The organism is Pseudonocardia sp. DxW (assembly GCF_058448985.1).
Map to the genome: position 1 here is coordinate 77130 of NZ_JBZFLK010000010.1, position 25913 is coordinate 103042.

Sequence of the window (25913 nt, forward strand, 5' to 3'; positions counted from 1 at the left end):
ACAGCCGGCCCGACGAGCGTCGGTGCACGTGACCAGCACCCTGGACCGGGTCCGGGTCCGTCCGGACATCCCAGCCCACTCCCCCAGCCCGTCGCACCGGCTCCGGCACCTGCCGCTCGCCGTCCTGCTCGCCGGGACGGCGCTGCTGTACCTATGGGGCCTGTCCCGGTCCGGCTGGGCGAACGCGTTCTACGCCGCCGCGGCGCAGGCCGGTGCACAGAGCTGGTCGGCGTGGTTCTTCGGCGCCTCGGACGCGGCGGGCGGCATCACCGTGGACAAGGCGCCCGGCGCCCTGTGGATCATGGGGCTGTCGGTGCGGCTGTTCGGCCTGAGCAGCTGGAGCATCCTGGTCCCGCAGGCGTTGATGGGCGTCGGCTCGGTCGCGCTGCTGTACGCGACCGTCCGCCGGGTCGCCGGGCCCGGCGCCGGGCTGCTCGCCGGCGCGGTCCTCGCGCTCACCCCGGTCGCGGTGCTGATGTTCCGCTTCGACAACCCGGACGCCGCGCTGGTGCTGGTCCTGACCGGGGCCGCGTACGCGCTCACCCGGGCCGTCGAGCAGGGCCGCACCCGCTGGCTGGTGCTGGCCGGGGCGCTCGTCGGGTACGGCTTCCTGGTCAAGATGCTGCAGGCGTTCCTGGTGTTGCCGGCGTTCACCCTGGTGTGGCTGCTGGCGGCGCCGGTGGCGTGGTGGCCGCGGATCCGAGCGCTGCTCGCGGCCGGCGCCGCGCTGCTGGTGTCGGCGGGCTGGTGGGTCGCGGTCGTCGAGCAGTGGCCGGCCGCGGACCGCCCATACATCGGCGGCTCGCAGACCAACAGCGTGCTGGAGCTGGTGTTCGGCTACAACGGCCTGGGCCGGCTGACCGGCGACGAGGTCGGCTCGGTCGGCGGGAACGGCGGCTGGGGCGAGACCGGGATCCTGCGGCTGTTCGGCTCGGAGATGGGCGGCGAGGCGTCCTGGCTGCTGCCCGCGGCGCTGCTGCTGCTCGGGGTGCTGCTGTGGCGGACCCGGCGGGCGCCGCGCACCGATCCGCTGCGCGCCGCCACGCTGCTGTGGGGCGGCTGGCTGCTGGTCACCGGCCTGACCTTCAGCTTCATGGCCGGGATCGTGCACGGCTACTACACCGTCGCGCTCGCCCCGGCCGTCGCCACGCTGGTCGGGATCGGCGCCACCGTGCTGTGGCGGGACCGGGCCGCGGCGTCGTCGCGGGTGCTGCTCGCGGCGACGGTCGCGGTGACCGCGTTCTGGTCCGCTGCTCTGCTCACCGACGCGACGGGCTGGCTGCGCTGGACGATCGTGCTCGGCGGGCTGCTCGCGGCCGCCGCACTGACCGGGGTGCACCGGATGCCCCGGGTGCTCGCCGCCGGGGTGGTCGCGCTGGCCGTGCTCGCCGGACTGGCCGGGACCGCGGCCTGGTCGGTCGCGACGGCGGCGACGGCGCACAGCGGGGCGATCCCGACGTCCGGGCCGGAGGGGTACGGCAGCGGACCGGTCGGGCGGGGTGGGCTCGGGATGGGCGGGCCGGGTGGGGCCGGCGGTCCGGGTGGGGCCGGCGGGTTCGGCCGGTCCGGTACCGCCGGGCCGGGTGGTACCGGCACCAGCTCCGGCAGCGGCGGGACCGGCACCGGCGGGACCGGTGGCACCGCCGGGACCGGTGGACCGGGCGGTACCGGCACCAGCCCCGGCAGCGGCAGCGGCGGCGGCCCCGGAGGCACGGCCGGCCCCGCGTCCGCTGGGCCCGCCGCCCCGTCCGGCAACAGCCACCGGATCGGCGGCCCGGGCGGCATCCTGAGCGCCCCCACCCCGTCCGCCCGGGTCACCGCCCTGCTCCAGGACGACGCCGACTCCTACACCTGGGCGGCCGCCGCGGTCAGCTCCAACCAGGCCGCGGGGTACCAGCTGGCGTCCGGCCGCCCGGTCCTCGCGCTGGGCGGGTTCAACGGCACCGATCCCTACCCCACGCTCGACCAGTTCCGGTCGATGGTCGCCGAGGGCCGGGTGCACTGGTTCGTCGGCGGCGCCGGACGGACCGGTTCCGCGTCGGGTGGCAGCGACGCCGCCGCCGAGATCGCCGCCTGGGTGGAGGCGACCTTCCCGGCCCGCACGGTCGACGGCGTCACCCTGTACGACCTGTCCGGGGATGCGTCGTGACCGGCGTCGCACCCGGCCGCACGGCACGCACAGCCGGGGCACAGCCCGGCCACACGGCCGCGACAGCGCAGGCGACGAGCGTTCCGGTCATGACACCTGTCCTGGCCGGTCCGACCGGCATCCGCCCGCCGGGCGAGCGCCCGCTCGCCGTCGACGCACCGGTCGCCCGGCCGGTGCTGGACATCGTGGTGCCGGTGTTCGACGAGGAGACCGACCTGGAGCCGTCGGTCCGCCGGCTGCACGCCTTCCTGACGGCCGGGTTCCCCTACACCTTCCGGATCACCATCGCCGACAACGCCAGCACCGACGCCACCCCGGTGATCGCGCGCCGGCTGGCCGCCGAGATCCCCGGGGTCCGCGCGGTCCGGCTGGAGCGCAAGGGCCGCGGTCATGCGCTGCAGGCGGTCTGGTCCGCCTCGGACGCCGACGTGCTCGCCTACTGCGACGTCGACCTGTCCACCGATCTCGACGCCCTTCTCCCGCTGGTCGCGCCGCTGGTGTCCGGGCACTCGGACCTGGCGATCGGGACCCGGCTCGGCCGGGGCTCCCGGGTGGTCCGCGGCCTCAAGCGGGAGATCGTCTCGCGCGGCTACAACCTGATCCTGCGCGGTGCGCTCGCCATCCGGTTCTCCGACGCCCAGTGCGGCTTCAAGGCGATCCGGTCCGACGTCGCGCGCCGGCTGCTGCCGCTGGTCGAGGACACCGGCTGGTTCTTCGACACCGAGCTGCTGGTGCTCGCCGAGCGGGCGGGCCTGCGGATCCACGAGGTCCCGGTGGACTGGGTGGACGACCCGGACTCGCGGGTGGACATCGTGCCGACCGCGATCGAGGACCTGAAGGGCGTCTGGCGGCTCGGCCGGGCGCTGGCCACCGGGGCGCTGCCGCTCGACGGGATCCGCGACCGGCTCGGCCGCACCGGGCCCGGCCGGATCCCGGGTGTGCCGTCCGGCCTCCCGGCGCAGCTGGTCCGCTTCGGCGTGGTCGGCGTCGTCTCGACGGTGGCGAACGTGGCGCTGTTCCTCGCGCTGCGCGGCGTGCTCGGGCCGATCGCGGCGAACGTCGTCGCGCTGCTGCTCTGCGCCGTCCTGAACACCGCCGCGAACCGCCGGTTCACCTTCGGCGTGCGCGGCCGCGACCGGCTGGCCGTCCACCAGTTCCAGGGGCTGATCGTGTTCGGCCTCGGCCTCGCGCTGACCACCGGTGCGCTCGCCCTGCTGGGCGTGCTGGCCCCGGGCGCGCCGCTCGCCGCCGAGGCCGCGGTGATCGTCGCCGCGAACCTGGTGGCGACGGTGCTGCGCTTCGTCCTGTTCCGCTCGTGGGTGTTCCGCCCGGCGAGCACCACCGCCCCGACGGAGGCTGCACTCCGATGACGACCACCCTCGACCGCGATCCCGCGACCGCCGCCGATCCGGCGCCCCCGCCGCGCCGGCGGCGCCGCGAACCGATCGCGCTGCTCGCCCTGCTCGTCGGCACCGGTCTGCTGTACCTGTGGAACCTGGGCGCGTCCCGCTACGCGAACTCGTTCTACGCCGCCGCGGTGCAGGCCGGGGCGAACGACTGGACGGCGTTCCTGTTCGGCTCGCTCGACCCGTCGAACGGGATCACCGTCGACAAGCCGCCCGCGTCGCTGTGGCCGATGGAGATCGCGGCCCGGCTGTTCGGCTTCGGCCCGTGGTCGCTGCTGGTGCCGCAGGCGCTGATGGGGGTCGCCGCGGTGTGGCTGCTGTACGCGGCGGTCCGCCGGGTGTCCGGGCACGGCGCCGGGCTGCTCGCCGGGGCGCTGCTGGCGCTCACCCCGGTCGCCGCCCTGATGTTCCGCTTCGACAATCCGGACGCGCTGCTCACGCTGCTGCTGGTGGCCGCGGCGTACCTGGTCGTCCGGGGTGTCGACGACGGCCGCACCCGCTGGATCGTGGCCGCCGGGCTGGTGATCGGGTTCGCCTTCCTGACCAAGTCGTTGCAGGCGTTCCTGGTGCTGCCCGGACTGGCGCTGGCCCACCTGTGGGCGGCGCCGGGCGGGTTGTGGCGCAGATCGTGGCAGCTGGCGGCCGGCGCGGCCGGGATCGTCGCCGGTGCCGGATGGTGGCTGCTGACGGTCGCACTGTGGCCGGTGGACGCGCGCCCCTGGATCGGCGGGTCGGGCGACAACACCCCGCTCGGCCTGGCGTTCGGCTACAACGGCCTGAGCCGGATCGTCGGTGGCGGGGGCGGCGGCCCGGGTGGCGGCGGGGGCGGGTCGTTCGGCGGGGAGCCGGGCCTGCTGCGGATGTTCGGGGCGGCGTTCGGCACCCAGGTGTCCTGGCTGCTGCCGGCGGCGCTGCTGCTGCTCGTCGCCGCGCTGGTGGCACGCGGGCGGGCGCCCCGCACCGATCCGGTCCGGGCGTCGCTGCTGCTGTGGGGCGGATGGACGCTGGTCACCGTGCTGGTGTTCAGCCTCATGGGCGGGATCGTGCACCCGTACTACGCGGTGGCGCTGGCACCCGGGATCGCGGCGCTGGTCGCGATCGGCAGTCGGACGCTGCTCGGACCGGGTGCCCCGCGGTGGTCGCGCGCCGTGCTCGCGGCCTCGACCGCCGTCACCGCGGTGTGGGCGTTCGTGATGCTCGGCTGGTCCCCGGAGTTCCTGCCCTGGCTGCGGTGGGTGGTGCTGGTCGCCGGGCTGCTCGCCGCCGCGGCGCTGCTGCTCCCGTCCCGCCTGGTCCGGCCGGGCCGGGTGCTCGCGGTGGTGCTCGGCGTCGCGGTACTCGCCGGGGTCGCCGCGCCGGCCGCCTACGCGGTGCAGACCGCCGCGACCACGCACACCGGTTCGACGCCGTCGGCCGGGCCCGAGGTGGCCGGTGCGGGCGGCGGGCCCGGTGGGATGCCGGGCGGCACCGGCAGCGGCACCGGACCGGACGGCAGCGGGCAGGGCGCAGTCGCCGGACCGGACGGCAGCGGGCAGGGCGGCAGCGGCACCGGCAGCGGACCGGACGGCGGCACTCGGGGCGCGGGCCCCGGGGAGACCGCGACCGTCGCGGAGCTCACCGAGCTGCTGCGCACCGCGGGCGACGCCCGCTGGGCGGCCGCGACGATCGGCTCGCAGCGGGCCGCGTCGATGATGCTCGCCGCCGGCGGCGACACCGCGGTGCTGGCGATCGGCGGCTGGTCCGGCGGCGACGCCCACCCCACCCTCAAGCAGTTCCAGCAGTACGTCGAGCACGGCGAGATCCGCTGGTTCGTCGACGGTGACGACGGCGGCGGGCCCGGCGGCGAGCGTGGCACCGGCGCCGCGATCGCCGCATGGGTCGCCGAGCACTACGCCGCGACGACGGTCGGCGACAGCGTCGTCTACGACCTGAGCGCTCCCGTCCGATGAGCACCCACCCCTCTTTCGGACACGGCACCGTGACCGACGGCGCGGCCACATGCCCTCCCCGCCCGCGTTCGGCAGAGTGGGGGCATGACCGCCACCGGCCCACTCACGACCGGCGACGCCGCCGACGCCGGCGCGCTCCCGCTGCCACTGCGCCCGCCCGCGAACCGGGTGAGTCCGCGCGCGATCTGGTGGTGGCGGCTGCGTGCGGTGCCGACGCCGGTCGTGCTGCTGGTCGGGCAGGGCGTCGCCTGGTCGCTGCTGCCCGCGGCGCCGTGGCACGGGCTGCTGATCGCGACGATCACGCTGACCGTGCTGTGGCTGCTCGCCGGGACGCTGGTGGTACCGACCCTGCGCTACCGGCTGCACCGCTGGGAGGTCACCGACGAGGCCGTCTACCACCGGTCCGGCTGGCTCGTCCGGGAGTGGCGGATCGCGCCCATCCCCCGGGTGCAGACCGTCGACACCGAGCACGGCCCGCTGCAGCAAGCGCTGCGGGTGGCGACGGTGACGGTGACGACGGCGTCCGCCCGCGGGCCCGTCCGGATCGCCGGGCTGGACGCCGACGAGGCCCGTGAGCTGGCCCGGCGGCTGGCCGAGACGACCGGCCGCCACCCCGGGGACGCGACGTGAGCGACCGCGAGCACCGGGGCCCGGCCGTGCCGGGGCCGGCCGTCCCGTGGGACGACGACGGCCGGCCCGGCCCGGCACCCGCCACCCCGGACGACGGCGGCCGACCCCACCCGGGACCCGCCACGCCCGACCCGGGCAACCGGCCCGGCCCGGCACCTGCCATCCCGGACCCGGGCAACCGGCCCCACCCGGCACCCGGCATGCCCGGCCAGGGCACCCCGCCCGGGCCGGCGTCCGCACCGGCCTACCCGCGCCCCGGCGCACCCGTCGTGCACGGGCTGCCCCCGGGCCGTCCGGGCGCGGCGGCCGCGCACCGCGAGACCGCCGGCATCCCGCCGCCCTGGGCGCGCTACCCGACCCCGGCCGGACCGCCCACCGCACCCCCCGCCCAGGACGACGGATGGCGTCGGCTGCCCGCGATGATGTTGCTCGTCGCCCCGGCGACCGCCCTGGTCAAGCTCGCCCCGGCGGTGATCGCGCTGCTGATCTTCGGCGCCGGGCGGGGCAGCGCCACCCAGCTGTGGATCGCCGCCGGGATCGCGCTGCTCGCCGTCGGGGCCGGGGTGATCCGCTGGCGGACCACCCGCTACCGGATCACCCCGGAGCGGGTGGAGCTGCACAGCGGGCTGCTGAACCGGCAGCGCCGCTCGGTCCCGCGGGACCGGATCCGGACCGTCGATCTCACCGCTCCGCTGCTGCACCGGCTGGCCGGACTGAGCGTGGTCAAGGTCGGCTCCGGGCAGAGCGCCGGATCGGACTCCGGTCTCGATCTGGACGCCGTCAGCACCGATGAGGCCGAACGCCTGCGCCGCGAGCTGCTCACCCGGTCCGATCCGGACACCGGGCCGGGGACGGCACCCGGCACCGGACCGGACGCCGAACCGGCCGAGGAGATCGACCGGATCGACTGGTCGTCGCTGCGCTACGCCCCGCTGACCGTCAGCTCGCTGGCCGCCATCGGTGCGCTCGCCGGGGCCGGCTGGAACCTGCTGCGGGAGGCGAACATCGACCCGCGCACGCTGCCCGGCGCCGACGCCGTCACCGGTGAGCTGACCACCGCGCCGATCTGGCTGTCGGCGCTGCTGGGCGTGGCGGTGCTGCTGTCGGTGATGGTCGCCGGCTCGATCGTGCTGTTCGTCGAACGCTGGTGGGGCTTCCGGCTGACCCGGGAGCCGGAGGGCACCCTGCGGGTCCGCCGCGGGCTGCTCACCCGGCGCTCGCTGTCGGTGTCCGAGCAGCGGCTGCGCGGGGTCACGGTGACCGAGCCGCTGCTGGTCCGGGCGATCGGGCGCGGCGCCCAGGCCGGTGTGCTCACGGTCGGGCTGGCCGGGGCGGGCGGCGAGGAGACCGGCGGCGGGGCGATCGGCCCACCGGTCCGCCGGGACCGCGCACACGAGGTCGCGGCGACCGCGGCCCGCGCGGAACCCACGATCACCTCCGGGCCGCTGCGGGCGCATCCCGCCACGGCGCGCACCCGCCGGCTGGTCCGCGCGACCGTCCCCGCGCTGGCGCTGCCGGTCGCCGCGGGCGTCGTCGCCTACCTGGGCGGTCCGCTGTGGCCGGTGGTCGTCGCGGTGCTGCTGCTGCTCGCCGCCGTGCCGCTCGGGCTGGACCGCTACCGGGCGCTCGGGCACCGGCTCGACGCGCGCTATCTGGTCGCCCGGCACGGCTCGCTGGTCCGGACGACGTCGGCGCTGCGCCGCGACGGCGTGATCGGCTGGCGGATCCGGCAGAGCCGGTTCCAGCGCCGGGCCGGCGTGCTCACCCTGGAGGCGACGACGGCGGCCGGTCCCGGATCGGTGCTGATGCTCGACCTGGCCCCGGCCGACGCCGTCGCGCTGATGGCGGAGATCACCCCGGACGCCGTCGCCGGCTTCCGTACCGCGGAGCAGGCGGTCAGCGCCGGCGGCGGGTCCCGAACAGGCTCCGGGTGATCTCCCGGGTGACCGTGTTCGTGATCTGCCGCCCGGTCGGTGACGACAGGAAGTCACCGATCTTCGACAGGAACCCGCCGGACGGCTCCGGCGGGGGCGGCGGGGCCGCGTCCGCCGGCGGCGCGCCGACCGGTGTCGCGGTGTCCCCCGGCCCGGCCGCGATCCGCTGGGTCAGCTGCTCGTAGGCGGAGTCCCGGTCGATCGCCTCGCCGTACTTGGGCTGCAGCGGCGACCCGGCGGCGGACTCGCGCACCGCGTCGTCGCCGATCGCGGACATCAGCGACCGCGGAGCCCGCAGCCGGGTCCAGGCGACCGGGGTCGGCGCGCCGCGTTCGGACAGCACCGTGACGATCGCCTCGCCGGTGCCCAGGGAGGTCAGCGCCGACTCGAGGTCGTAGACGTCGGACCGGGGGTAGGTCCTGACGGTCCGGGTGAGCGCCTTCTGGTCGTCCGGGGTGAACGCGCGCAGCGCGTGCTGCACCCGCGCGCCCAGCTGGGACAGCACGTCGTTCGGGATGTCGGTGGGCAGCTGCGTGCAGAAGAACACCCCGACGCCCTTGGACCGGATCAGCTTCACGGTCTGCTCGATGCGCTCCAGGAACGCCTTCGACGCATCGGCGAACAGCAGGTGCGCCTCGTCGAAGAAGAAGACCAGCTTCGGCTTGTCCAGGTCGCCCGCCTCGGGCAGCTCCTCGTACAGCTCGGCGAGCAGCCACATCAGGAACGTCGAGAACAGCACTGGCTGGGCGGCGCGCTCGGCGAGCTGCAGCAGGGTCACGACGCCCTTGCCGTCCAGCACGCGCATCAGGTCGGCCAAATCGAACTCGGGCTCCCCGAAGAACGTGTCGCCGCCTTGCGCCTCCAGGTTCACCAGCGCGCGCAGGATCACCCCGGCGGTGGCCGCCGACACCCCGCCGATCCCCTTCAGCTCGGCCTTGCCCTCGTCCGAGGTGAGGTGCGTGATCACCGCCCGCAGGTCCTTGGTGTCCAGCAGCGGCAGCCCCCGCTGGTCGGCCCAGTGGAAGATCAGCCCCAGGGTGGACTCCTGGGTGGCGTTGAGCCCGAGCACCTTGGACAGCAGGATCGGTCCGAAGTCGGTGATCGTCGCCCGTACCGGCACCGCGATCCCGCCGTCGCCGAGCGACAGGAACTGCACCGGGTAGGCGGTCGGCGTCCAGTCGTCGCCGGTGTCCCGGGACCGGGCCTCGATCTTGTCGTTCGGTTCGCCGGGGCGGGCCATCCCGGACAGGTCGCCCTTGACGTCGGCCAGCAGCACCGGCACGCCGTGATCGGAGAGCTGGCCGGCGAGCGCCTGCAGCGTCTTGGTCTTGCCGGTGCCGGTCGCGCCGGCGACCAGGCCGTGCCGGTTCAGCGTCGCCAGCGGGATGCGGACCCGGGCCTCCGGATCACAGACGCCGTCCACCAGCACCGTGCCGAGTTCGAGCGCGGCGCCCTCGGTGGCGTAGCCGGCGGCCACCGTCCGGGCCGGGGAGTCGGGGCTGGCTGGGGTGTCGGAGGTCACGGACCCGCAGCGTAGGGCACTCACGCGGACGCGCACCGCGAGGCGCGCGCCACCCGAACGGAAGTCACATAGTCTGCACCGATGACGGACCGGCTGGTGTGGATCGACTGCGAGATGACCGGGCTCGATCTCGGCAAGGACGCGCTCATCGAGATCGCTGCGCTGGTCACCGACGGCGACCTGAACGTGCTGGGCGACGGCGTCGACGTCGTGATCAGCTGCGACGAGGAGAAGCTCGCCGGGATGCCGGACGTGGTGCGCGACATGCACGCCCGCTCCGGGCTGACCGAGGAGGTCCGCCGGGCGACGGTGACCCTGGAGGAGGCCGAGCAGCGGGTGCTCGACTACATCCGGGCGCACGTCCCGGACGCCCGCAGCGCGCCGCTGGCCGGCAACTCGATCGCGACCGACCGCGGGTTCCTGGCCCGCGACATGCCCGAACTCGACGGCTACCTGCACTACCGGATGATCGACGTCAGCTCGGTGAAGGAGCTGGCCCGGCGCTGGTTCCCGCGGGTGTTCTACGCGAAGCCGGAGAAGGGCCTGGCGCACCGCGCCCTCGCCGACATCCAGGAGTCGATCCGGGAGCTGGCGTACTACCGCAAGGCGCTGTTCGTCGCCCCGCCCGGCCCGACCACCGAGCAGGCGCAGGCCGCCGCGGCGTCCGTCGCCGACGTCGCCGGTGGGGTGGATCCGCAGGCCGGGGGCGGTGCGCAGGCCTGAACGAACCCCCGCGCGGCCGGGCCCGGCCCGGGGGCTATGCTGTATCAGCGCTTCCGGCCACGGCCGGGAGAGTCCGCATGGTGGGTGTAGCTCAGCTGGTAGAGCACCTGGTTGTGGTCCAGGGGGCCGCGGGTTCAAGTCCCGTCACTCACCCGGTTGCCGACCTGGCGATCGACCCCGGAATGTCTGCTGCTGGCTTTCCGGGGTCGCAGTCGCCCGGGTCCGGGACACACCCAAAATGAATACGCGCCGTTAGCTCAATTGGCAGAGCAGCTGGCTCTTAACCAGCGGGTTCGGGGTTCGAGTCCCTGACGGCGCACGCACGACAATTCCACATGCGCCGTTAGCTCAATTGGCAGAGCAGCTGGCTCTTAACCAGCGGGTTCGGGGTTCGAGTCCCTGACGGCGCACCATTTGTTGACTCGGCCGTTCTTCTTCGGAAGAGCGGCCGGTGTCGTCTCCGGCACCTCCGGCGGGGATCCGGGTTCCTGGACCGAGTGGCCGTCCTGCGGCGGCACGTCCGCACGGGACGCTCCCCGGCGGGAGACGCGATGCTCCGCCACGGTCACCCGCGCGCCCGGTGGCCGGGCCACTCGACATGCCACGATGTCCCCATGGCGCGCCCCGACCACACCGTGTTCCTCAAGCGGTCCTTCTCCAAGATGGACCAGCTGGCGACCCCGTTCCTGACCGGTCGCCGGCTCTGCAGGCAGCTCGCCCAGGTGGTCCCACAGGGGACGAACGGCGTGGTCGTCGAGCTGGGTGCCGGGCCCGGTGTGCTGGCCGAGCCGATCCGCGCCCGGCTCGGTCCGGACGCCCGCTACCTCGCGATCGAGATCGACGAGGAGCTGGTCGCCCACCTGCGGGCACACAAGCCGTGGCTGGAGGTCGTGCAGGGCGACGTCGCCGATCTGGACCGGATCCTCGACGACGCCGGCATCGACCGGGTGGACGCGTTCGTCTCCACCCTGCCGTGGGCGGTCTTCCCGCAGGCCCTCCGGATGCGGGTGATGGGGGTGATCGCGCGCCGGCTGGTCCCGGACGGGGTGCTGAGCATGATCATCACCTGGATGGCGCTGCCGAACCGGGTGCGTGACCTGCGGGCGCTGCTCGACGCGCACTTCGACGAGGTCGTCGAGACCGCCACCGAGTGGCGCAACCCGCCGCCGGCCCGGACCTTCCTGTGCCGGCGGCCACTGCCCCGGTTCAACTCTCTCGACGAGCGAGACACTCGCTCAGCAAGCTAATGTTGCGGGCGTGAACACACCGGTCCGGACCGTCGTCGCGGGCGGCGGCCCCGGCGGGATGCTGCTGGCCTACCTGCTGGCCCGCGCCGGCCTGCCGGTGACGCTGCTGGAGCGCCACCACGACTTCGACCGCGACTTCCGCGGCGACTCGCTGCACCCGTGGACCCTGGAGCTGCTCGACCGGCTCGGCCTGGCCGGACGACTGCTGGAACAGTCGCACATCAAGGCCCGCCAGTTCCGCTTCCGGACCCCGCGCGGCCTGGTCCCCACCTCCGACTACGGCCTGCTCGACACCCCCTACAACTACGTCGCGCTGATGCCGCAGGCCCGGTTCCTGGACTTCCTGGCCGCCGAGGCCGCCACCCTGGAGACCTTCGAGCTGCGCACCGGCGCCGGCGTCTCCGGGCTGCTCGGCACCGGCACCGCGGACGATCCGGTGCGCGGCGTCCGGCTGCGCGACGGCGAGGAGATCCCGGCCGGGCTGGTGGTCGCCGCGGACGGCCGGTTCTCCAAGATCCGCGGCCTGGCCGGGCTGACCGCGCAGTCCCAGGGCGCCACCACCGACCTGCTGTGGTTCGCGCTGCCGCAGTACGCCACCGACCCGCCGGACGCCGACGTCGACCTGTTCTTCGGCGAGCGCCACTACGTCGGCCTGCTCGGCGGCCCGGTGCCCGCCGCGGACCCGCCGGACCCGCGGGTGACCGGCCGCTGGCAGGTCGGGCTGTCGCTGCCCAAGGGCGGGTACGCCGAGCTCCGCGAGCGCGGCGTGGAGTACGTGCGACGCGAGGTCGGGACCCGGGTGCCGTGGCTGGCCGACCGGACCGCGCTGCTCCCCGGTCTCTTCGCGGCGACGCTGCTGTCGGTGGACATCTCCCGGGTGCCGGTCTGGCACCGGGCCGGGCTGCTGCTGATCGGCGACGCCGCGCACGTCATCTCCCCGGTCGGCGGCAACGGGATCCTGATGGCCTGCCAGGACGCGCTGGCCGCGGCGGACCGGCTCGTCCCGGCCCTGCGCGGCGGCGGCGTCCCCGGCCCGGACGTGCTGGCCGCGGTCCAGGCCGACCGGGAACCGGCCATCGTCACCGTGCAGGACCAGCAGGTCCGGGTGGAACGGACCGTCGCCCGGGCCCGCGAGCGCGGCCGGCCGGTCACCCCGCCGTCGTTCCTGCGGCTGCTGACCCGGATCCCGGCGGTCCGGAAGCGCTCGGCCCGGCGCAACGCCTACGGGCCGGTGCCGGTCCGGCCGTCGGCCGAGCTGGAACGTGCACTGCGGCTGGGCCCGCCGCCCGCCTGACCAGCCGCATCCCGGCCGCCGCCGGACCGTGTCGGCCGCCGCCGACCGCCGGCGCGGCACCCGGCGGTCGCCGACGTAGCGTCGTCCCGTGCTCCCCACCGGTAGTGCCGTCCCACCCGTCCTCGCCGGCGCCGTCCCGCTGGCCCACGTCGAGCGGGCGGGTGAGATCGAGTCGGTGCACCTGGGCATCCTCGCCGCCGTCGGCCCGGACGGCGCCCCGCTACCGGGGCGGGGCGGGGCTGACACCCCGTTCCTCCCCCGCTCGGCGCTCAAGCCGCTGCAGACGGTCGCGATGCTGCGCGCCGGGCTCGATCTCGACGGCGAGCTGCTCGCACTGGCCTGCGCCTCGCACTCCGGCGAACCGGGACACGTCGCGGGCGTGCGCCGGATCCTGGACGGCGCCGGGCTCACCGACGCCGACCTGGACAACACCCCGGACCTCCCGCTGGGCACCGAGGCCGCGGCGATCGCGCGGGCCGCGGGCACCGCGCCGTCGGCGCTGCTGCAGAACTGCTCCGGCAAGCACGCCGCGATGCTCGCCTGCTGCGTCGCCGCCGGCTGGCCGGTCCGTGGCTACCGGGATCCGGGGCACCCGCTGCAGCAGCTGGTCCGGGACACCGTCGCCGACCTGACCGGCGTCGACCCGCACGTCACCACCGTCGACGGCTGCGGCGCACCGCTGTTCGGCTGCACCCCGGCCGGGCTGGCCCGCGGGTTCGGCCGGATCGCCGTCGCCGATCCCGGGACCCCGGAGGGGCGGGTCGCCGCCGCGATGCGGGCACACCCGTGGTGGGCCGGCGGGACCGACCGGCCGGTCACCCGGCTCGCCGAGGCGGTCCCGGGGCTCGTCGTGAAGGACGGCGCCGAGGGCGTGCTGGCGGCCGCCCTGCCGGACGGCCGGGCGTTCGCGGTCACCGTGCTGGACGGGTCGGCGCGGCCGCTGCCGGTGCTGGCCGCCGCGGTGCTGGCGGGCTGGGGCGCCGGCGGCCCGGCGCTGGCGGCGGCCGGGCGGGTGGAGGTACTCGGGCACGGGCGGCCGATCGGGCTAGTGCACGCCGTCCTGGATCTGTAGTGATCGTTGCGTTCCCTATTTCCTCTCCGCTAACTTGAGGGAACGCAACGTTCACTATCGGGGGTGTGATGGCCGGACCACGCACCGGCGCACCGGTCGCGGCCCTCGCCGCGGTCATGGTGCTGACCCTGCTCGGCGCCCTGGACCAGACGCTGCTCACCGCCGCCCTCGCCGTGATCGCCCGCGACCTCGGGCAGCCGCACCTGGTGCCTGCCGTGCTCACCGCGTTCCTGGCGGCGACCACCTCGACCATGCTGCTGTCCGGTGCGCTGGGCGACCGGCACGGGCGCCGGCCGGTCCTGCTCGGTGCCATCGCGGCGTTCGTCACCGGCGCTGCGGTCTGCGCGTTCGCGCCGAGCCTCCCGGTGCTGATCGGCGGCCGCTTCCTGCAGGGGCTGGGCGCCGGAGCGCTGATCGTCGGGGCCCAGGCCGCCCTGGGCGACGTGCTCGGCCCGCGCGAGCGGGGCCGGTACCTGGGCCTGCTCGGCGCCGTGTACGCGCTGGCCGCGGTCGGCGGCCCGGTCCTCGGCGGCCTGGCGGTCGACCACCTGACCTGGCGTGCGGTGTTCGCCGTGCACGTGCCGCTCGGGGCGCTCGCGTCCACCCTGGTGCTCCGCGGCCTCCCCCGGGCCTCGGGCCACCCGAACCGGCCGTTCGACGTCGCGGGATCGGCCTCGTTCGCGGTGCTGTCGCTCTCGGTCGTGCTGTGCGGCGCCGCCCTCGGACGGACCGGCGGGCTGCCGCCGTGGACCGCACCCGCCGCCGCGGCACTCGCCGCGGCCGCCGCCATCGGCTGGTGGGTGAGCGCGCGCCGCGCACCCGCCCCCGTCCTGCCGGCCCGGCTCCTCACCGGGCGCGGCACCGGCGTCCCGGCGCTCGTCTCGTTGCTGACGGGTGCCGCCCTGTTCGGCACGGTCGCCTTCCTCCCGGCGGCGGTGCAGGTCGTGCACGGGATCCCGGCGACCACCGCCGGGCTGACCGTCACCGCGGCGATGGCCGGGATGATCGTCACCAGCACGCTCGCCGGGCGCCGGATCACCCGGACCGGCCGCTACCGCGCGATCCCGGTCGCGGGCGCCGCGGGCTGCGCGGCCGCGCTGGGCGCCCTCGCGGTGCTCGGGCCCGGTGCGCCGCTGCCGCCGCTGGTCGCCGTGCTGTTCCTGCTCGGTGGTGGTGCCGGGATGGTCGTGCAGGTGATGGTCCTCGTCGCGCAGAATGCCGCCGGCCCCGACAAGCTCGGCTCGGTCACCGGCACCGTCACCTGCCTGCGTCAGATCGGCGCGACCCTCGGCGTCGCGGTCATCGGCGCGCTGCTGACCGGCCGGGGCGGGTCGTTGCTCGATCCGGGAACCGCGGGGCACGCCCTGCAGGTGGGCAGCGCCGTGCTGGCCGTCGCGGCCGGGACCGCCGCCCTGCTGTGCCTGGCCGTGCCGGCCGTCCCGCTCCGTACCCGGCCCGGCGGAACGGCCACCGGCCCGGTCGGGGCGACCCGATCCGGCCCGGCCGCACCCGCGCCGCCCGGTCACCCCCACGTGCCACGGCCCGGCCGCACCCGGACCGCACCCGTCCCACCCGACGGAAGGACCACCCGATGACCCGACCGACACCGGCCCGGCCCGATCCGTCCGTCCCGGACACCGGGCACCGCTGGATCGTCCCGCTCGGAGCACTCGGCAGCGGTGATCTCGCCGTCGCCGGAGGCAAGGGCGCCAACCTCGGCGAGCTCGTCCGGGCCGGGTTCCCGGTGCCGGACGGCGTGGTGATCACCACCGCCGCCCACCGGGCCGTGATCGGGCACGATCCGGCGCTCCGCGACGCCGTCGCGGCCGGCGATCCCGGCGACGGCGCGTCACTGCGCGAGCGGTTCGCCACGGCGGCCGTCCAGGACGCACTCGCCGACGCGATCACCGACGCCTACCGCCGGCTCGGCGCCGGCCCGGTCGCGGTGCGCTCCAGCGCGACCGCGGAGGACCTCCCCGGCGCCGCGTTCGCCGGCCAGCAGGACACCCTGCTGGGGGTCGTCGGCGAGCAGGCGCTGCTCGACGCCGTCCGGCGGTGCTGGGGTTCGCTGTGGACCGACCGGGCGATCGCCTACCGGCGGCGGCGCGGAATCGACCCGGCCGGGGCGGCCGTCGCCGTCGTCGTGCAGCGGATGGTCCCGGCCGACTCCGCGGGCGTGCTGTTCACCGCGAACCCGGTGACCGGCGCGCGGGACGAGATCGTCGTCGACGCCGGCGCCGGGCTCGGCGAGGCGGTGGTGTCCGGGCTGGTCACGCCGGACCATGTCGTCGTCGGCCCGAACGGCGGGATCCGGTCCCGGCGGACCGGGCGGCGCGAGGTCGTGCTGCGCCAGCTGCCCGGCGGCGGCGTCGAGCGGATCACCCCGGACCCGCGGGACACCCCGCAACCGCTGCTCCCCGATCCGGTCGCCCGCGAGCTCGCCGACCTGGGCCGGGCGGTCGCCGCCCACTTCGGCCGGCCGCAGGACGTCGAGTGGGCCCGGCACGGCGACCGGCTCGTGCTGCTCCAGGCCCGGCCGATGACCGCGCTGCCGCCGGCGCCGATCCGGCTGAACCGGCGGCAGCGGTTCCTCGGCCCGGTGTTCGCCGAGCTGGTCCCGGTCCGGCCGTACCCGATGGACATGAGCGCGTGGCTGCTGCCCGGGCCGGGCCGGATGCTCCGCCGGATGCTCGCCGAGATCCCGGGCGCGCACCTCGATCTCGCGGACGTGCTGCCCGAGGTGGACGGCGTGGTGGACCGGTTCGTGCCGCCCTCGCCGCGGCCGACCCGGGCCGTGCTCGGCGCGCCGCGACGGCTGCTGCCGCGGCTGCGCCGGTTCCGGCCGGCCGAATGGACCGCGGACCGGCGGTTCACCGCGTTCGAACAGCAGGTCCGGCAGCTCGACCGGCTCGACCCGGCCACCCTGGACTGGCCGGAGCTGCGCGGGCTCCCGCGGCGCGCCGCCGGGATCGCGGACCTGATCACCGACCTGCGGGTGGACTACCTGCCGCGGGCCGGGCTGGACCTGCTGCGGCTGCGGCTGGCCCTCGGCGCGCTGCGCTCGGGTGCGCTGTTCGGCGACCTGGCGGCCGGGCCGACCCGCACCACCGACGCGAACAGCGCGCTCGACGCGCTCGCCGCCACGGTGCGGGAGACCCCCGCGCTGCGCACCGCGTTCGCCGGGGCCGACGTCGCCGGCCTCGCCGAGCGGATCGCCACGGATCCGGGTTGGGCGACCTTCCGGGACGCGCTGCACGTGTTCCTCGCCGAGTACGGGCACCGGGAGACCACCAGCCTGCTGCTGATGTCCGGGCCGACCTGGCGGGAGGACCCGACCGCGGTGCTGTCCACGCTGGCCGCGCTGGTCCCCGGCCCGCCCGGGCCCACCGGTCCCGGCCGCGCCGAACGGGCCCGGCGCGCGTTGCACGCGCACCCGCTGCTCGGACGGCGCCGGACCGCCTGGCTGGACCGGCTCGTCGAGGACGCCCGTGCGGCCGTCGCCCTGCGGGAGGACACCCACTTCCACTGCACCCGCACCCTGCCGGCGCTGCAGCGCGCGGTCCGCGAGATCGGGTCCCGGCTGGCCGCCGCGGGCGTGCTCGACGACCCGGCCGACGTCCTGCACCTGCGCCGGGAGGAGATCGAGCGGCTCCCCGCGCCGGACGTCCTGTCCGCGGCCGAGGCCGGTGCGCTCCACGGGCTGGTCGCGGCGCGTTCCGCCCGGCGCGACGAGCTCGCCGGGAGCCCGCTGATCGCCCCCGCCGTGCTGTTCGGCGACCGCACCCGCGACGACGACGTCCTGCTCACCGGCACTCCCGCCGGTGGCGGCCGGGTCACCGGGCCGGTCCGGATCGTCGACGGGCACGCCGGGTTCGCCCGGCTCACCGCGGGCGACGTGCTGGTCTGCCCGGCCACCAACCCGTCCTGGACACCGCTGTTCTCCCGGGCCGCCGCCGTGGTGGTCGACCAGGGCGGCGCCGCGTCGCACGCCGCGATCGTCGCCCGGGAGTACGGGATCGCCGCCGTGATGGGCACCGGGACCGGCACCACTGTGCTGACCGACGGGCAGCTGGTCACCGTCGACGGGGACGCGGGCACCGTCGCCGACGCCGGCACCCACACGGGCACCGACGCCGGCCGGGCAGGCTGAGCGGATGGACACCGGACCGACCGGCAGCGCCACACCCGGCAGCGCCACCCCCGACGGCGCCACACCCGGCAGCACCGCACCCGGCAGCGCCACCCCCGACGGCGCCACACCCGGCGGCGCCACACCCGGCAGCACCGCACCCGGCAGCGGTCACCGCAACCGGCCGCGACGCCGGGGCCCGCAGCTCGACGCCGAGATCCTGCAGGCGACCCTGGCCGAGCTGGCCGAGCGGGGGTACCCGGCCCTGACCGTCGAGCGGGTCGCCGCCCGGGCCGGGGCCGGGAAGGCGTCGGTGTACCGGCGCTGGCCGGACCGGGCACATCTGGTGCTGGACGCCGTCCGGTCGGTGATGCCGGAGCCGGAGCGGCCGCCCGACACCGGTTCGCTGCGCGGCGACCTGATCGCGGCGCTGGGGGCGGTCGCCGCGGCGCTGGACGGGGCGCTCGGAGAGGCGCTGCGCGGGCTGCTCGGCGAGCTGCTCACCGGGCCGGACCGGGTCGAGTCGCTGCAGGCACTGTCCCGGCGCAGCGGACGGCGGCTGGTCGCGGAGGTCGTGCGGCGTGCCCACGACCGGGGCGAGCTCGACATGTCCGGGATCACCGACCGGATGCTCGACGTGGCGCCGACCATGCTCCGGTTCCACGTCCTGGTGCACGGCGCCCCGGTGCCCGACGACGTGGTCACCGGCATCGTCGACGAGGTCGCCCTGCCGCTGCTCGCCCCCGGGCACTGCTAGGGGCCCGGGCCGCGCTGCCGGGTGCGGGTTGTCGATCACCGGTACGGTGTCCGGTATGCCCGTTACATCCGGTCGCGCGCGCCTGCTCGGCGCCGGGGTCCCGCTCGTCGCCGCGCTCGCACTGCTCGCCGGATGCACCGGCGGGGGCGCGGAACCGCAGCCCGGGGGGGACACCCCGGACGGGCCGGAGCTGAGCTCCGCCTCCGTCGCACCCGCGGACGGCCTGCTCCCGCAGGCCACCGCCGGGGAGCCCGAGGTGCTGGCGACCGGACTGTCCGCGCCGTGGGCGGTGGCGTTCCTGCCGGACGGCGACGCACTGGTCACCGAGCGGGACACCGCGCGGATCCTGCGGCTGTCCCCCGACGGCGAGCTCACCCCGCTCGGCGTCGTCGACCAGGTGACCCCGCAGGGCGAGGGCGGCCTGCTCGGCATCGCGGTGTCCCCGGACTTCGCGACCGACGACCGGGTCCTCGTCTACTACACCGCGGCCGACGGCAACCGGATCGTCGCGCTCACCATGGCCGACGACGGCACCATCGACGGCGCCGACCAGCAGACGGTGATCGACGGGATCCCCAGCGGGTTCACCCACAACGGCGGCGCCCTCGTCTTCGGCCCGGACGGCGACCTGTTCGTCGGCACCGGCGACGCGGGCGACCGGTCGCGCTCGCAGGACCCGGACGACCTCGCCGGCAAGATCCTCCGGCTGACCGCGGACGGGGCCGCCGCACCGGGCAACCCGTTCGGCACCGAGGTGTACGCGCTGGGCATCCGCAACTCGCAGGGCATCGCGTTCGGCCCGGGCGGCGAGGTGTTCGCGACCGAGTTCGGCGCCCGGACCGCCGACGAGATCAACCTGATCGAGCCGGGCCGCAACTACGGCTGGCCCGAGGTCGAGGGCACCCAGGAGCCCCCGATCGACGACGCCTACACCGAGCCGCTGCTCGTCTGGCCGGTCGACCAGGCGTCCCCGAGCGGGCTGGCGCAGGCCGGCGGCTCGCTGTGGATGGGCGCGCTGCGCGGCGAGCGGCTGTGGCGGATCCCGATCGGCGCCGGGGACGGCGCGGCCGGGACCGTCGGGGAGCCCGAACAGCTACTGAACGACGACTTCGGCCGGCTCCGCGGCGTCACCGCCACCCCGGACGGCTCGGCGCTCTGGATCACCACCAGCAACCGGGACGGCCGCGGGAACCCGACCGGCGACGACGACCGGATCATCGTCCTTCCGCTGGAGTGATCCCGGCGCCGCGGGACGCCGCGGCGGCCCGGCCGAACCGGGCCGCCAGCACGTCCAGGTGCTCCACCAGCTCCGGCGGCTCCAGCACGTGGAAGTCCACCCCGAACGAGCCGAGCCACATGCCGAGCGAGTCCAGCGTCCAGGCGCCGACGGCGAGCTCGCAGCGCCCGTCGCCGAGATCGGTGACGGTGCCCGACGCCGGGGTCACCCACTCCCCCACCTGCTCGGCGGGCGCCTCCAGCAGCACCCGCGCCCGGTACGGGTAGGCCCCGCTGGTGATCCCGCGCTGGGCGAACGCGGCGATCCCGCCCGCCGGCGGCTCGCGCGGGACGAACCGCGGACCGGCGGGCAGCTTCAGCCGCATCCGGTCCACCCGGAAGGTGCGGCGGTCGTCCCGCCCGGTGTCCCAGGCGACCAGGTACCAGCGGCGGCCGGTGTGCACCAGCCCCTCGGGCTCGGCGGTCCGGCGGGTCGGCGTGCCGTCCGCCGCGACGTAGTCGAACCGCAGCAGCTCGTGGTCCCGGCAGGCCGCGGCCAGCGCGGAGAGGTCGTCGGCGTCGACGGTCGGGCCGCGGCCGGCGAGCGTCTCGGTGGCGGTGCCGAGCGCGGTGACCCGGCGGCGCAGCCGGTTGGGCAGCACCTGCTCCAGCTTCGCCAGCGCCCGCACCGAGGTCTCCTCGATGCCGGCGACGGTGCCGCCCGCGGCCGTCCGCAGCCCGACGGCGACGGCGACCGCCTCGTCGTCCTCCAGCAGCAGCGGCGGCAGCGCGGCACCGGCGCCGAGCCGGTAGCCGCCGGTCGTGCCGGGGGTGGAGTGCACCGGGTAGCCGAGGGTGCGGAGCTTGTCGACGTCGCGGCGGACCGTGCGCACGTCGACCTCGAGCCGCTCGGCCAGGGCCGGCCCGGTCCAGTCACGGGGCACCTGCAGCAGCCCGAGTAGGCGCAGCAGCCGCGCCGAGGTCTCCATCACCGGACCAGTGTGCCCGTCGATGCGGACAGTTCCGGTCCTGGATCGCCGGGGTGCCGGGGCGGCCGGACCGGCCGGGGCGGCCGCCGTCTACGGTCGCGCCCGTGGAGACGAGCGAGCGGGTGGGCCGGTACGTCCGGATGGTGGCCGTCGAGGGACAGGGGACCGAGCTGGCCGCGGCGCTGCTCCGGGTCGCCGACGGGATGTCGGTCCAGCCCGGCTGCCTGGCGTACGTGGTCAACGCCGCGCCCGACGAGCCGGACACCGTCTGGGTGACCGAGGTGTGGTCGGACCCGGCGGCGTCCGAGGCCGCGCTCAACCGCGACATCGGCGAGGCCGGGCTCGGCGCGGTGCTGGAGCTGCTGGCGGCACCGCCGGAGTACATCGAGGTCACCCCGCTCGGCGGCCCGGGCCTGCCCTGACCCCGAGGCCCGGCCCGGACCGCACCCTCAGTTCTGCTGCTCGGTGCGCTCCTTGCGCGCCCGCAGCGACCCCGGCTTCGCCTTCATCCCCGGGTCGCTCCGGGTCTTGATCAGGCTCGCGACGGTGACGATCGCCAGGATGCCCAGGATGACGACCAGGCTGAGCATGGTCGGGATCTCCGGCACCGAGGGCGAGATGTCGACGTGTGCCCAGTGCAGCACCAGCTTGACCCCGATGAAGCCGAGGATGATCGCCAGCCCGGTGGACAGGTACACCAGCCGGTCGAGCAGGCCCTTCACCAGGAAGAACAGCGCGCGCAGGCCGAGCAGGGCGAAGGCGTTCGCGACGAAGACGATGTAGGCCTCCTGCGTCACGCCGAACACCGCGGGGATCGAGTCGAGCGCGAAGAGCAGGTCGATCCCGCCGATCGCCACCAGCACGATGAACATCGGGGTGGCGACCCGGCGGCCGTTCTCCCGGGTGAACAGGCGGCCGCCGTCGTAGTTCTCGGTGACCGGGAACAGCCGGCGCGCACCGCGCACCACGAGATTGTCCTCGACGTCGGGTTCCTCGTCCTTGTGCCGGTAGAGCTGGACGGCCGTCCAGAGCAGCAGCAGGCCGAACAGCAGGAACATGAACGAGAACAGGTTCAGCAGGGTCGCGCCGACCACGATGAAGATCGCCCGCATGATCAGGGCGAGCACGATCCCGAAGGTCAGGACCTTGTGCTGGTGCTCCTCGGGCACCGCGAACGTGGTCATGATGATCACGAAGACGAACAGGTTGTCGACCGAGAGGCTCTTCTCGACGATGTAGCCGGTGAAGTACTGGGTGCCGAAGTCCCAGCCGTGCACCATCGCGAAGACCACACCGAAGGCGATCGCGATCGCGATGTAGAAGACCGACCAGGCCGTCGCCTCGGCGAAGCCGACGCGATGCGGCTTCCACCAGGCGAGAAGCAGGTCGAGCGCGAGCAGCCCCACGATCACGCCGATCGTGATCGCCCATTCGAGCCCGCTGATCTCCAGCACCGGACACTCCTCCCCCCGGGTGCCACGGCCGGGCCGGTTCGGACCGGTTGCGCGGCGCACCGCGTTGCGCTGTGCACCATAGCGGGGGATACCGACATTTTGCTGCGGAACGGGCGCCGGTGCCGCCCGTTCCGCCGCCGGTCAGCGCCTCGGCGCGGCGAACACCCCGTCCGCGGGGAACGCACCGTTCGCGAGCGCGGTGCGCACCAGCCCGCCGCCGATCTCCCCGAGCCGAGCGGCGCGCTCGCTCCCGAGCGCGGCCCAGGGGGCGGCCCCGATCCGGTGGGTCTCGTCCTCCAGCCGCTTGCGCAGCGCGGTGCCCTCCTCGGTGAGGACCGGATCGACCGCGTCGTCGGACGGGGCCGCCTGCTCCAGCAGGCCGCGCTCGGCGAGCCGGGCGACGCCGTCGTTCCACTCGGTCCGCGACCAGCCGCGGCTGGCCCGCGCGAACGGCACGGTGAACCCGGTGCCGGTCGCGGTCGCGGTGATCAGCGCCTCCAGGCCGCTCAGCCCGGCGGCGGTGAGCAGCGCGATGTGCCCGTCGCCGCGGTGCTCGCGCAGGATCGACAGCGCGTGCCAGAGCACCACGTGCGGCGCCGTCGGCCACTCGAGGTCCAGGTGCGCGGCGGCGAGCGGGCGGCCCTCGGGCGTCACCGCCTCGGCGGCGGTGCGGGCCAGCGCCGCGGCCTCGGCGACCTCGGGCGAGCCCACTCCGTCGTCGCCCAGCAGCCTGCGCAGCGAGGCGTCGGCGACCTCGAACCGGGCCGCGACCAGGTCCGCGGGCGACACCAGGTCCCAGGCCCGCGGGATCGACGCGGCCACCAGCCGGGGCGAGAAGTTGTAGAACGTCGCGGTGACCGTGGACGGCCCGACCGCCCCGATCGGCGCGGCGCGCGGGGCGAAGTAGGTCATCCGGCCCTCGTCGAGACCCGCCCGGACGAACCGGGGCTCGGCCTCGGGCGCGAAGTAGATCTGGGCGTGCAGCGGCTCGAGGCCGCGGGCGAGACGACCGGCGGCGACGGCGGCATCCGAGTTGCTCATGATCGTGACGGTAGCCCGCGCGCCCGCACCCCGCGCGATCCCGCACGGCGCGGCCGGAGCACGTGCCGATGCCCGCCGGCCGGGCGGCCACCCGGTCAGCGCCGGGCCCACCCCATGCTGCGCTCCACCGCGCGCTGCCAGTTGACGTGCTCCCGGTCGCGCAGGGCGGGATCCACCGACGGCTCCCACGCGGCGGCCCGGTGCCAGTTGCGGCGCAGCACCTCCTGGTCCGGCCAGTACCCGACGGCGAGCCCGGCGGCGTAGGCGGCGCCGAGCGACACCGCCTCCGATCCCAGCGGACGCTCGACCGTCAGGTCCAGCACGTCGGCGACGCACTGCATGAGCAGGTGGTTCGCCGTCATGCCGCCGTCCACCTTGAGCCGGGTGACGCCGAGCCCGGAGTCGGCGTTCATCGCGTCCAGCACCTCGCGCGTCTGCCAGGCGGTCGCCTCCAGCACCGCGCGGGCCAGGTGCCCGCGATGGATGTAGGACGTCAGTCCCACGATCACGCCGCGCGCGTCCGGCGACCATCGCGGCGCGTACAGCCCGGAGAACGCCGGGACGACGTAGCAGCCGCCGTTGTCCGGGACGCTCAGCGCGAGGGTCTCGATCCGGGCCGCGGTGGAGATCATCCCGAGCGCGTCGCGGAACCACTGCACCAGCGAGCCGGTCATCGCGATCGAACCCTCCAGCGCGTAGACCGGATCGTCGCCGAACAGGTAGCCGACGGTCGGGATCAGCCCGGCGTCGGAGTCGGCGATCCGGGACCCGGTGTTCTTCAGCAGGAACGCGCCCGTCCCGTAGGTGCACTTCGCCTCGCCGGGCGCGAAGCAGGTCTGCCCGACCAGGGCTGCCTGCTGGTCGCCCAGCGCGCCGGCCACCGGCACCCCCGGCAGGATCCCGACGCACCTGCCGTAGACCTGCGCGTTCGGCACGATCCGCGGCAGCATCGCCGGCGGCACCCGCAGCGCCGCGCACAACCGGGGCGACCACTCGCAGGTGCGCAGGTCCATCAGCATGGTGCGGCTGGCGTTGGTGACGTCGGTGACGTGCACCCCGCCGTCCGGGCCGCCGGTCAGCCGCCAGATCAGCCAGCTCTCGATCGTCCCGAACAGCACGTCGCCCCGCTCGGCCCCGTCCCGGGCGCCCGGCACGTGATCGAGCAGCCACTGCAGCCGCGGCCCGGCGAAGTAGGTCGCCGGACCGAGCCCGGACACCCGGGCGTAGAGCCCGGCGTCGTCGGCCAGCCCGGCGACGATGCCGTCGGTGCGGGTGTCCTGCCAGGTGATCGCCCGGGCGAGCGGGACGCCGGTGTGCCGGTTCCAGATCACCGTCGTCTCCCGCTGGTTGGCGATGCCCAGCGCGGCGACGTTCTCCGGGCCGAGGCCGGCCTGCCGCAGCGCCGCGGGCACCACCCGGGTCACCGCCCGCCAGATCTCGGCCGCGTCGTGCTCGGCCCGGCCCGGGCTCGGGAAGTGCTGCCGGTGCTCGCGCTGGGCCACCGCGACCATCCGGCCGGACCGGGTGAACAGCAGGCAGCGGGTCGACGTCGTCCCCTGGTCGATCGCCGCGACCACCCGCTCGGACGCCGGGACGGCGCTCACGCGAGCCCCTCCAGACCGGCCGCGATCTCGGCGGCCGCACCGGTCAGCCCGTCCAGCGGATCCGGCCGCGCCCGCCCGTCGCCGCTGAACAGCTGCTCCACCGGCCCCCCGACGCCGAGCGCCGCCACGGTCAGCCCGCCCCCGCTGCGCACCGGCACGGCCAGCCCGCCCGCACCCGGCTCCCACCCGCCCGGGTCGGCGGCCCAGCCGCGCCGCCGGACCGCGGTCAGCTCGCGGGCGAGCACCACCGGATCGACGACGGTGCGCCGGGTGTAGCGGTCCAGCGGCTCCACGACCCGCACCGACGCCGGCGCGAACGCCAGCAGGCACAGCCCCCACGCGGTGGCGTGCAGCGGCTGCACCGTGTTCGTCCGCAGCTCCTGCGGGCTGCCGTCCGGCCGGAACACGTGGTGCACCACGTCCACCCCGCGGCCGTCCGCCGCGGGCACCCCCAGGTAGACCGCACAGCCGGTGCCGGCCGCCAGCGCGTCCGCCCAGTTCATCGCCCGGGCCCGCAGGTCGTGCCGGTCCCACGGGGTGCCGAGCCGGCCCAGCCCGTCGCCCAGCAGGTAACGGCCGGACGCGCCGTCCTGCGCGACCAGGCCCTCCTCGCGCAGCGTCCGCAGGATCCCGTGCGCGGTCGGCCGCGGCAGGTCCAGCGCCGCGGCGAGCTCCGCCAGCGCCAGCGGCCGCCCCGCTCCGCCGAGCAGCCGCAGCAGGGCGGCCGCCCGTTCCACCGACTGGATCTGCCGGGCCACGCCGCCGATCCTAGGCACCGGAAAGCGATCATGGGCCGTT

General features: G+C 75.9%; 20 protein-coding genes and 3 tRNA genes. 17 read left to right on the forward strand and 6 right to left on the reverse strand.

The features are described from left to right. The first annotated feature begins 28 nt into the window (after window positions 1-28). The 5 genes from ACVJO7_RS17110 (at window position 29) to ACVJO7_RS17130 (ending at window position 8068) form a co-directional block, all read left to right on the forward strand. Window positions 29-2149: a glycosyltransferase family 39 protein gene (locus tag ACVJO7_RS17110; protein ID WP_491673685.1), complete on the forward strand. Its 2121-nt coding sequence runs from the start codon at window positions 29-31 to the stop codon at window positions 2147-2149. Window positions 2150-2238: 89 nt separating this feature from the next. Then, window positions 2239-3519, forward strand: coding sequence for a bifunctional glycosyltransferase family 2/GtrA family protein (locus ACVJO7_RS17115; RefSeq protein ID WP_491673686.1), 1281 nt, complete (start codon window positions 2239-2241; stop codon window positions 3517-3519). Then, on the forward strand, window positions 3516-5504 hold the full coding sequence (locus ACVJO7_RS17120; protein WP_491673687.1) for a glycosyltransferase family 39 protein: 1989 nt from the start codon (window positions 3516-3518) through the stop codon (window positions 5502-5504). The genes ACVJO7_RS17115 and ACVJO7_RS17120 overlap by 4 nt, the downstream gene beginning before the upstream one ends. Window positions 5505-5588: 84 nt before the next feature. Further along, on the forward strand, window positions 5589-6134 hold the full coding sequence (locus tag ACVJO7_RS17125; protein WP_491673688.1) for a PH domain-containing protein: 546 nt from the start codon (window positions 5589-5591) through the stop codon (window positions 6132-6134). Then, on the forward strand, window positions 6131-8068 hold the full coding sequence (locus tag ACVJO7_RS17130; protein ID WP_491673689.1) for a PH domain-containing protein: 1938 nt from the start codon (window positions 6131-6133) through the stop codon (window positions 8066-8068). The genes ACVJO7_RS17125 and ACVJO7_RS17130 overlap by 4 nt, the downstream gene beginning before the upstream one ends. Here the strand turns inward: ACVJO7_RS17130 and ACVJO7_RS17135 are convergent. After that, window positions 8031-9590 carry a helicase HerA-like domain-containing protein gene (locus tag ACVJO7_RS17135; RefSeq protein ID WP_491673690.1) on the reverse strand — a complete coding sequence of 520 codons (1560 nt, stop codon included), beginning with the start codon at window positions 9588-9590 and terminating at the stop codon, window positions 8031-8033. The genes ACVJO7_RS17130 and ACVJO7_RS17135 overlap by 38 nt on opposite strands. Before the next feature lie 81 nt (window positions 9591-9671). Between ACVJO7_RS17135 and orn the strand changes: the two genes are divergently transcribed. From orn to ACVJO7_RS17190, 11 genes are all read left to right on the forward strand, one after another. Next, window positions 9672-10313: an oligoribonuclease gene (gene orn / locus ACVJO7_RS17140; RefSeq protein ID WP_491673691.1), complete on the forward strand. Its 642-nt coding sequence runs from the start codon at window positions 9672-9674 to the stop codon at window positions 10311-10313. 80 nt (window positions 10314-10393) lie between these two features. Continuing rightward, window positions 10394-10466, forward strand: a tRNA-His gene (locus ACVJO7_RS17145). 93 nt (window positions 10467-10559) lie between these two features. After that, window positions 10560-10632, forward strand: a tRNA-Lys gene (locus ACVJO7_RS17150). 18 nt (window positions 10633-10650) lie between these two features. Beyond that, a tRNA-Lys gene (locus ACVJO7_RS17155) sits at window positions 10651-10726 on the forward strand. Window positions 10727-10927: 201 nt separating this feature from the next. Continuing rightward, window positions 10928-11560 (forward strand): class I SAM-dependent methyltransferase, encoded by a 633-nt coding sequence (locus tag ACVJO7_RS17160; RefSeq protein ID WP_344023576.1) that lies wholly within the window; start codon window positions 10928-10930, stop codon window positions 11558-11560. A gap of 10 nt (window positions 11561-11570) precedes the next feature. Continuing rightward, window positions 11571-12854 (forward strand): FAD-dependent oxidoreductase, encoded by a 1284-nt coding sequence (locus ACVJO7_RS17165; RefSeq protein ID WP_491673692.1) that lies wholly within the window; start codon window positions 11571-11573, stop codon window positions 12852-12854. 88 nt (window positions 12855-12942) lie between these two features. Beyond that, window positions 12943-13926 (forward strand): asparaginase, encoded by a 984-nt coding sequence (locus tag ACVJO7_RS17170; RefSeq protein WP_491673693.1) that lies wholly within the window; start codon window positions 12943-12945, stop codon window positions 13924-13926. A gap of 68 nt (window positions 13927-13994) precedes the next feature. Further along, the gene (locus tag ACVJO7_RS17175) at window positions 13995-15521 is read left to right on the forward strand and encodes an MFS transporter (RefSeq protein WP_491673694.1); all 1527 of its coding nucleotides are present in this window, start codon (window positions 13995-13997) and stop codon (window positions 15519-15521) included. Next, window positions 15518-18076 carry a PEP/pyruvate-binding domain-containing protein gene (locus ACVJO7_RS17180; RefSeq protein ID WP_491673695.1) on the forward strand — a complete coding sequence of 853 codons (2559 nt, stop codon included), beginning with the start codon at window positions 15518-15520 and terminating at the stop codon, window positions 18074-18076. Before ACVJO7_RS17175 ends, ACVJO7_RS17180 begins: the two co-directional genes overlap by 4 nt. Before the next feature lie 4 nt (window positions 18077-18080). Then, on the forward strand, window positions 18081-18812 hold the full coding sequence (locus ACVJO7_RS17185; protein ID WP_491673696.1) for a TetR/AcrR family transcriptional regulator: 732 nt from the start codon (window positions 18081-18083) through the stop codon (window positions 18810-18812). 55 nt (window positions 18813-18867) lie between these two features. Further along, entirely contained in the window at window positions 18868-20049 is a 1182-nt protein-coding gene (locus ACVJO7_RS17190; RefSeq protein WP_491673697.1) for a PQQ-dependent sugar dehydrogenase, read from the forward strand. Here ACVJO7_RS17190 and ACVJO7_RS17195 read toward each other — a convergent pair. Beyond that, complete coding sequence (locus ACVJO7_RS17195) at window positions 20027-21019, reverse strand: helix-turn-helix transcriptional regulator (protein ID WP_491673698.1); 993 nt, start codon at window positions 21017-21019, stop codon at window positions 20027-20029. The genes ACVJO7_RS17190 and ACVJO7_RS17195 overlap by 23 nt on opposite strands. Window positions 21020-21120: 101 nt before the next feature. Between ACVJO7_RS17195 and ACVJO7_RS17200 the strand changes: the two genes are divergently transcribed. Continuing rightward, complete coding sequence (locus ACVJO7_RS17200) at window positions 21121-21438, forward strand: putative quinol monooxygenase (RefSeq protein ID WP_344023592.1); 318 nt, start codon at window positions 21121-21123, stop codon at window positions 21436-21438. Between the two features lie 27 nt (window positions 21439-21465). On the opposite strand, the gene ACVJO7_RS17205 is transcribed toward ACVJO7_RS17200, so the two are convergent. The 4 genes from ACVJO7_RS17205 to ACVJO7_RS17220 all read right to left on the reverse strand — a co-directional run bounded on the left by ACVJO7_RS17205 (window position 21466) and on the right by ACVJO7_RS17220 (window position 25873). Continuing rightward, entirely contained in the window at window positions 21466-22470 is a 1005-nt protein-coding gene (locus ACVJO7_RS17205) for a TerC/Alx family metal homeostasis membrane protein (protein ID WP_344023594.1), read from the reverse strand. Between the two features lie 141 nt (window positions 22471-22611). Continuing rightward, complete coding sequence (locus tag ACVJO7_RS17210) at window positions 22612-23511, reverse strand: SCO6745 family protein (RefSeq protein WP_344023596.1); 900 nt, start codon at window positions 23509-23511, stop codon at window positions 22612-22614. Between the two features lie 95 nt (window positions 23512-23606). Then, window positions 23607-25115 carry a glycerol kinase GlpK gene (gene glpK, locus ACVJO7_RS17215; RefSeq protein ID WP_491673699.1) on the reverse strand — a complete coding sequence of 503 codons (1509 nt, stop codon included), beginning with the start codon at window positions 25113-25115 and terminating at the stop codon, window positions 23607-23609. Then, on the reverse strand, window positions 25112-25873 hold the full coding sequence (locus ACVJO7_RS17220; RefSeq protein ID WP_344023599.1) for an IclR family transcriptional regulator: 762 nt from the start codon (window positions 25871-25873) through the stop codon (window positions 25112-25114). The genes glpK and ACVJO7_RS17220 overlap by 4 nt, the downstream gene beginning before the upstream one ends. Between the last annotated feature and the right edge of the window lie 40 nt (window positions 25874-25913).

What these genes read in the sequence shown, in the direction of transcription:
- ACVJO7_RS17115 (WP_491673686.1), top strand. Translation starts at nt 2,239, where the DNA reads ATGACACCTGTCCTGGCCGGTCCGACCGGCATCCGCCCGCCGGGCGAG.
- ACVJO7_RS17120 (WP_491673687.1), top strand. Translation starts at nt 3,516, where the DNA reads ATGACGACCACCCTCGACCGCGATCCCGCGACCGCCGCCGATCCGGCG.
- ACVJO7_RS17125 (WP_491673688.1), top strand. Translation starts at nt 5,589, where the DNA reads ATGACCGCCACCGGCCCACTCACGACCGGCGACGCCGCCGACGCCGGC.
- orn (WP_491673691.1), top strand. Translation starts at nt 9,672, where the DNA reads ATGACGGACCGGCTGGTGTGGATCGACTGCGAGATGACCGGGCTCGAT.
- ACVJO7_RS17160 (WP_344023576.1), top strand. Translation starts at nt 10,928, where the DNA reads ATGGCGCGCCCCGACCACACCGTGTTCCTCAAGCGGTCCTTCTCCAAG.
- ACVJO7_RS17175 (WP_491673694.1), top strand. Translation starts at nt 13,995, where the DNA reads ATGGCCGGACCACGCACCGGCGCACCGGTCGCGGCCCTCGCCGCGGTC.
- ACVJO7_RS17180 (WP_491673695.1), top strand. Translation starts at nt 15,518, where the DNA reads ATGACCCGACCGACACCGGCCCGGCCCGATCCGTCCGTCCCGGACACC.
- ACVJO7_RS17185 (WP_491673696.1), top strand. Translation starts at nt 18,081, where the DNA reads ATGGACACCGGACCGACCGGCAGCGCCACACCCGGCAGCGCCACCCCC.
- ACVJO7_RS17190 (WP_491673697.1), top strand. Translation starts at nt 18,868, where the DNA reads ATGCCCGTTACATCCGGTCGCGCGCGCCTGCTCGGCGCCGGGGTCCCG.
- ACVJO7_RS17210 (WP_344023596.1), bottom strand. Translation starts at nt 23,511, where the DNA reads ATGAGCAACTCGGATGCCGCCGTCGCCGCCGGTCGTCTCGCCCGCGGC.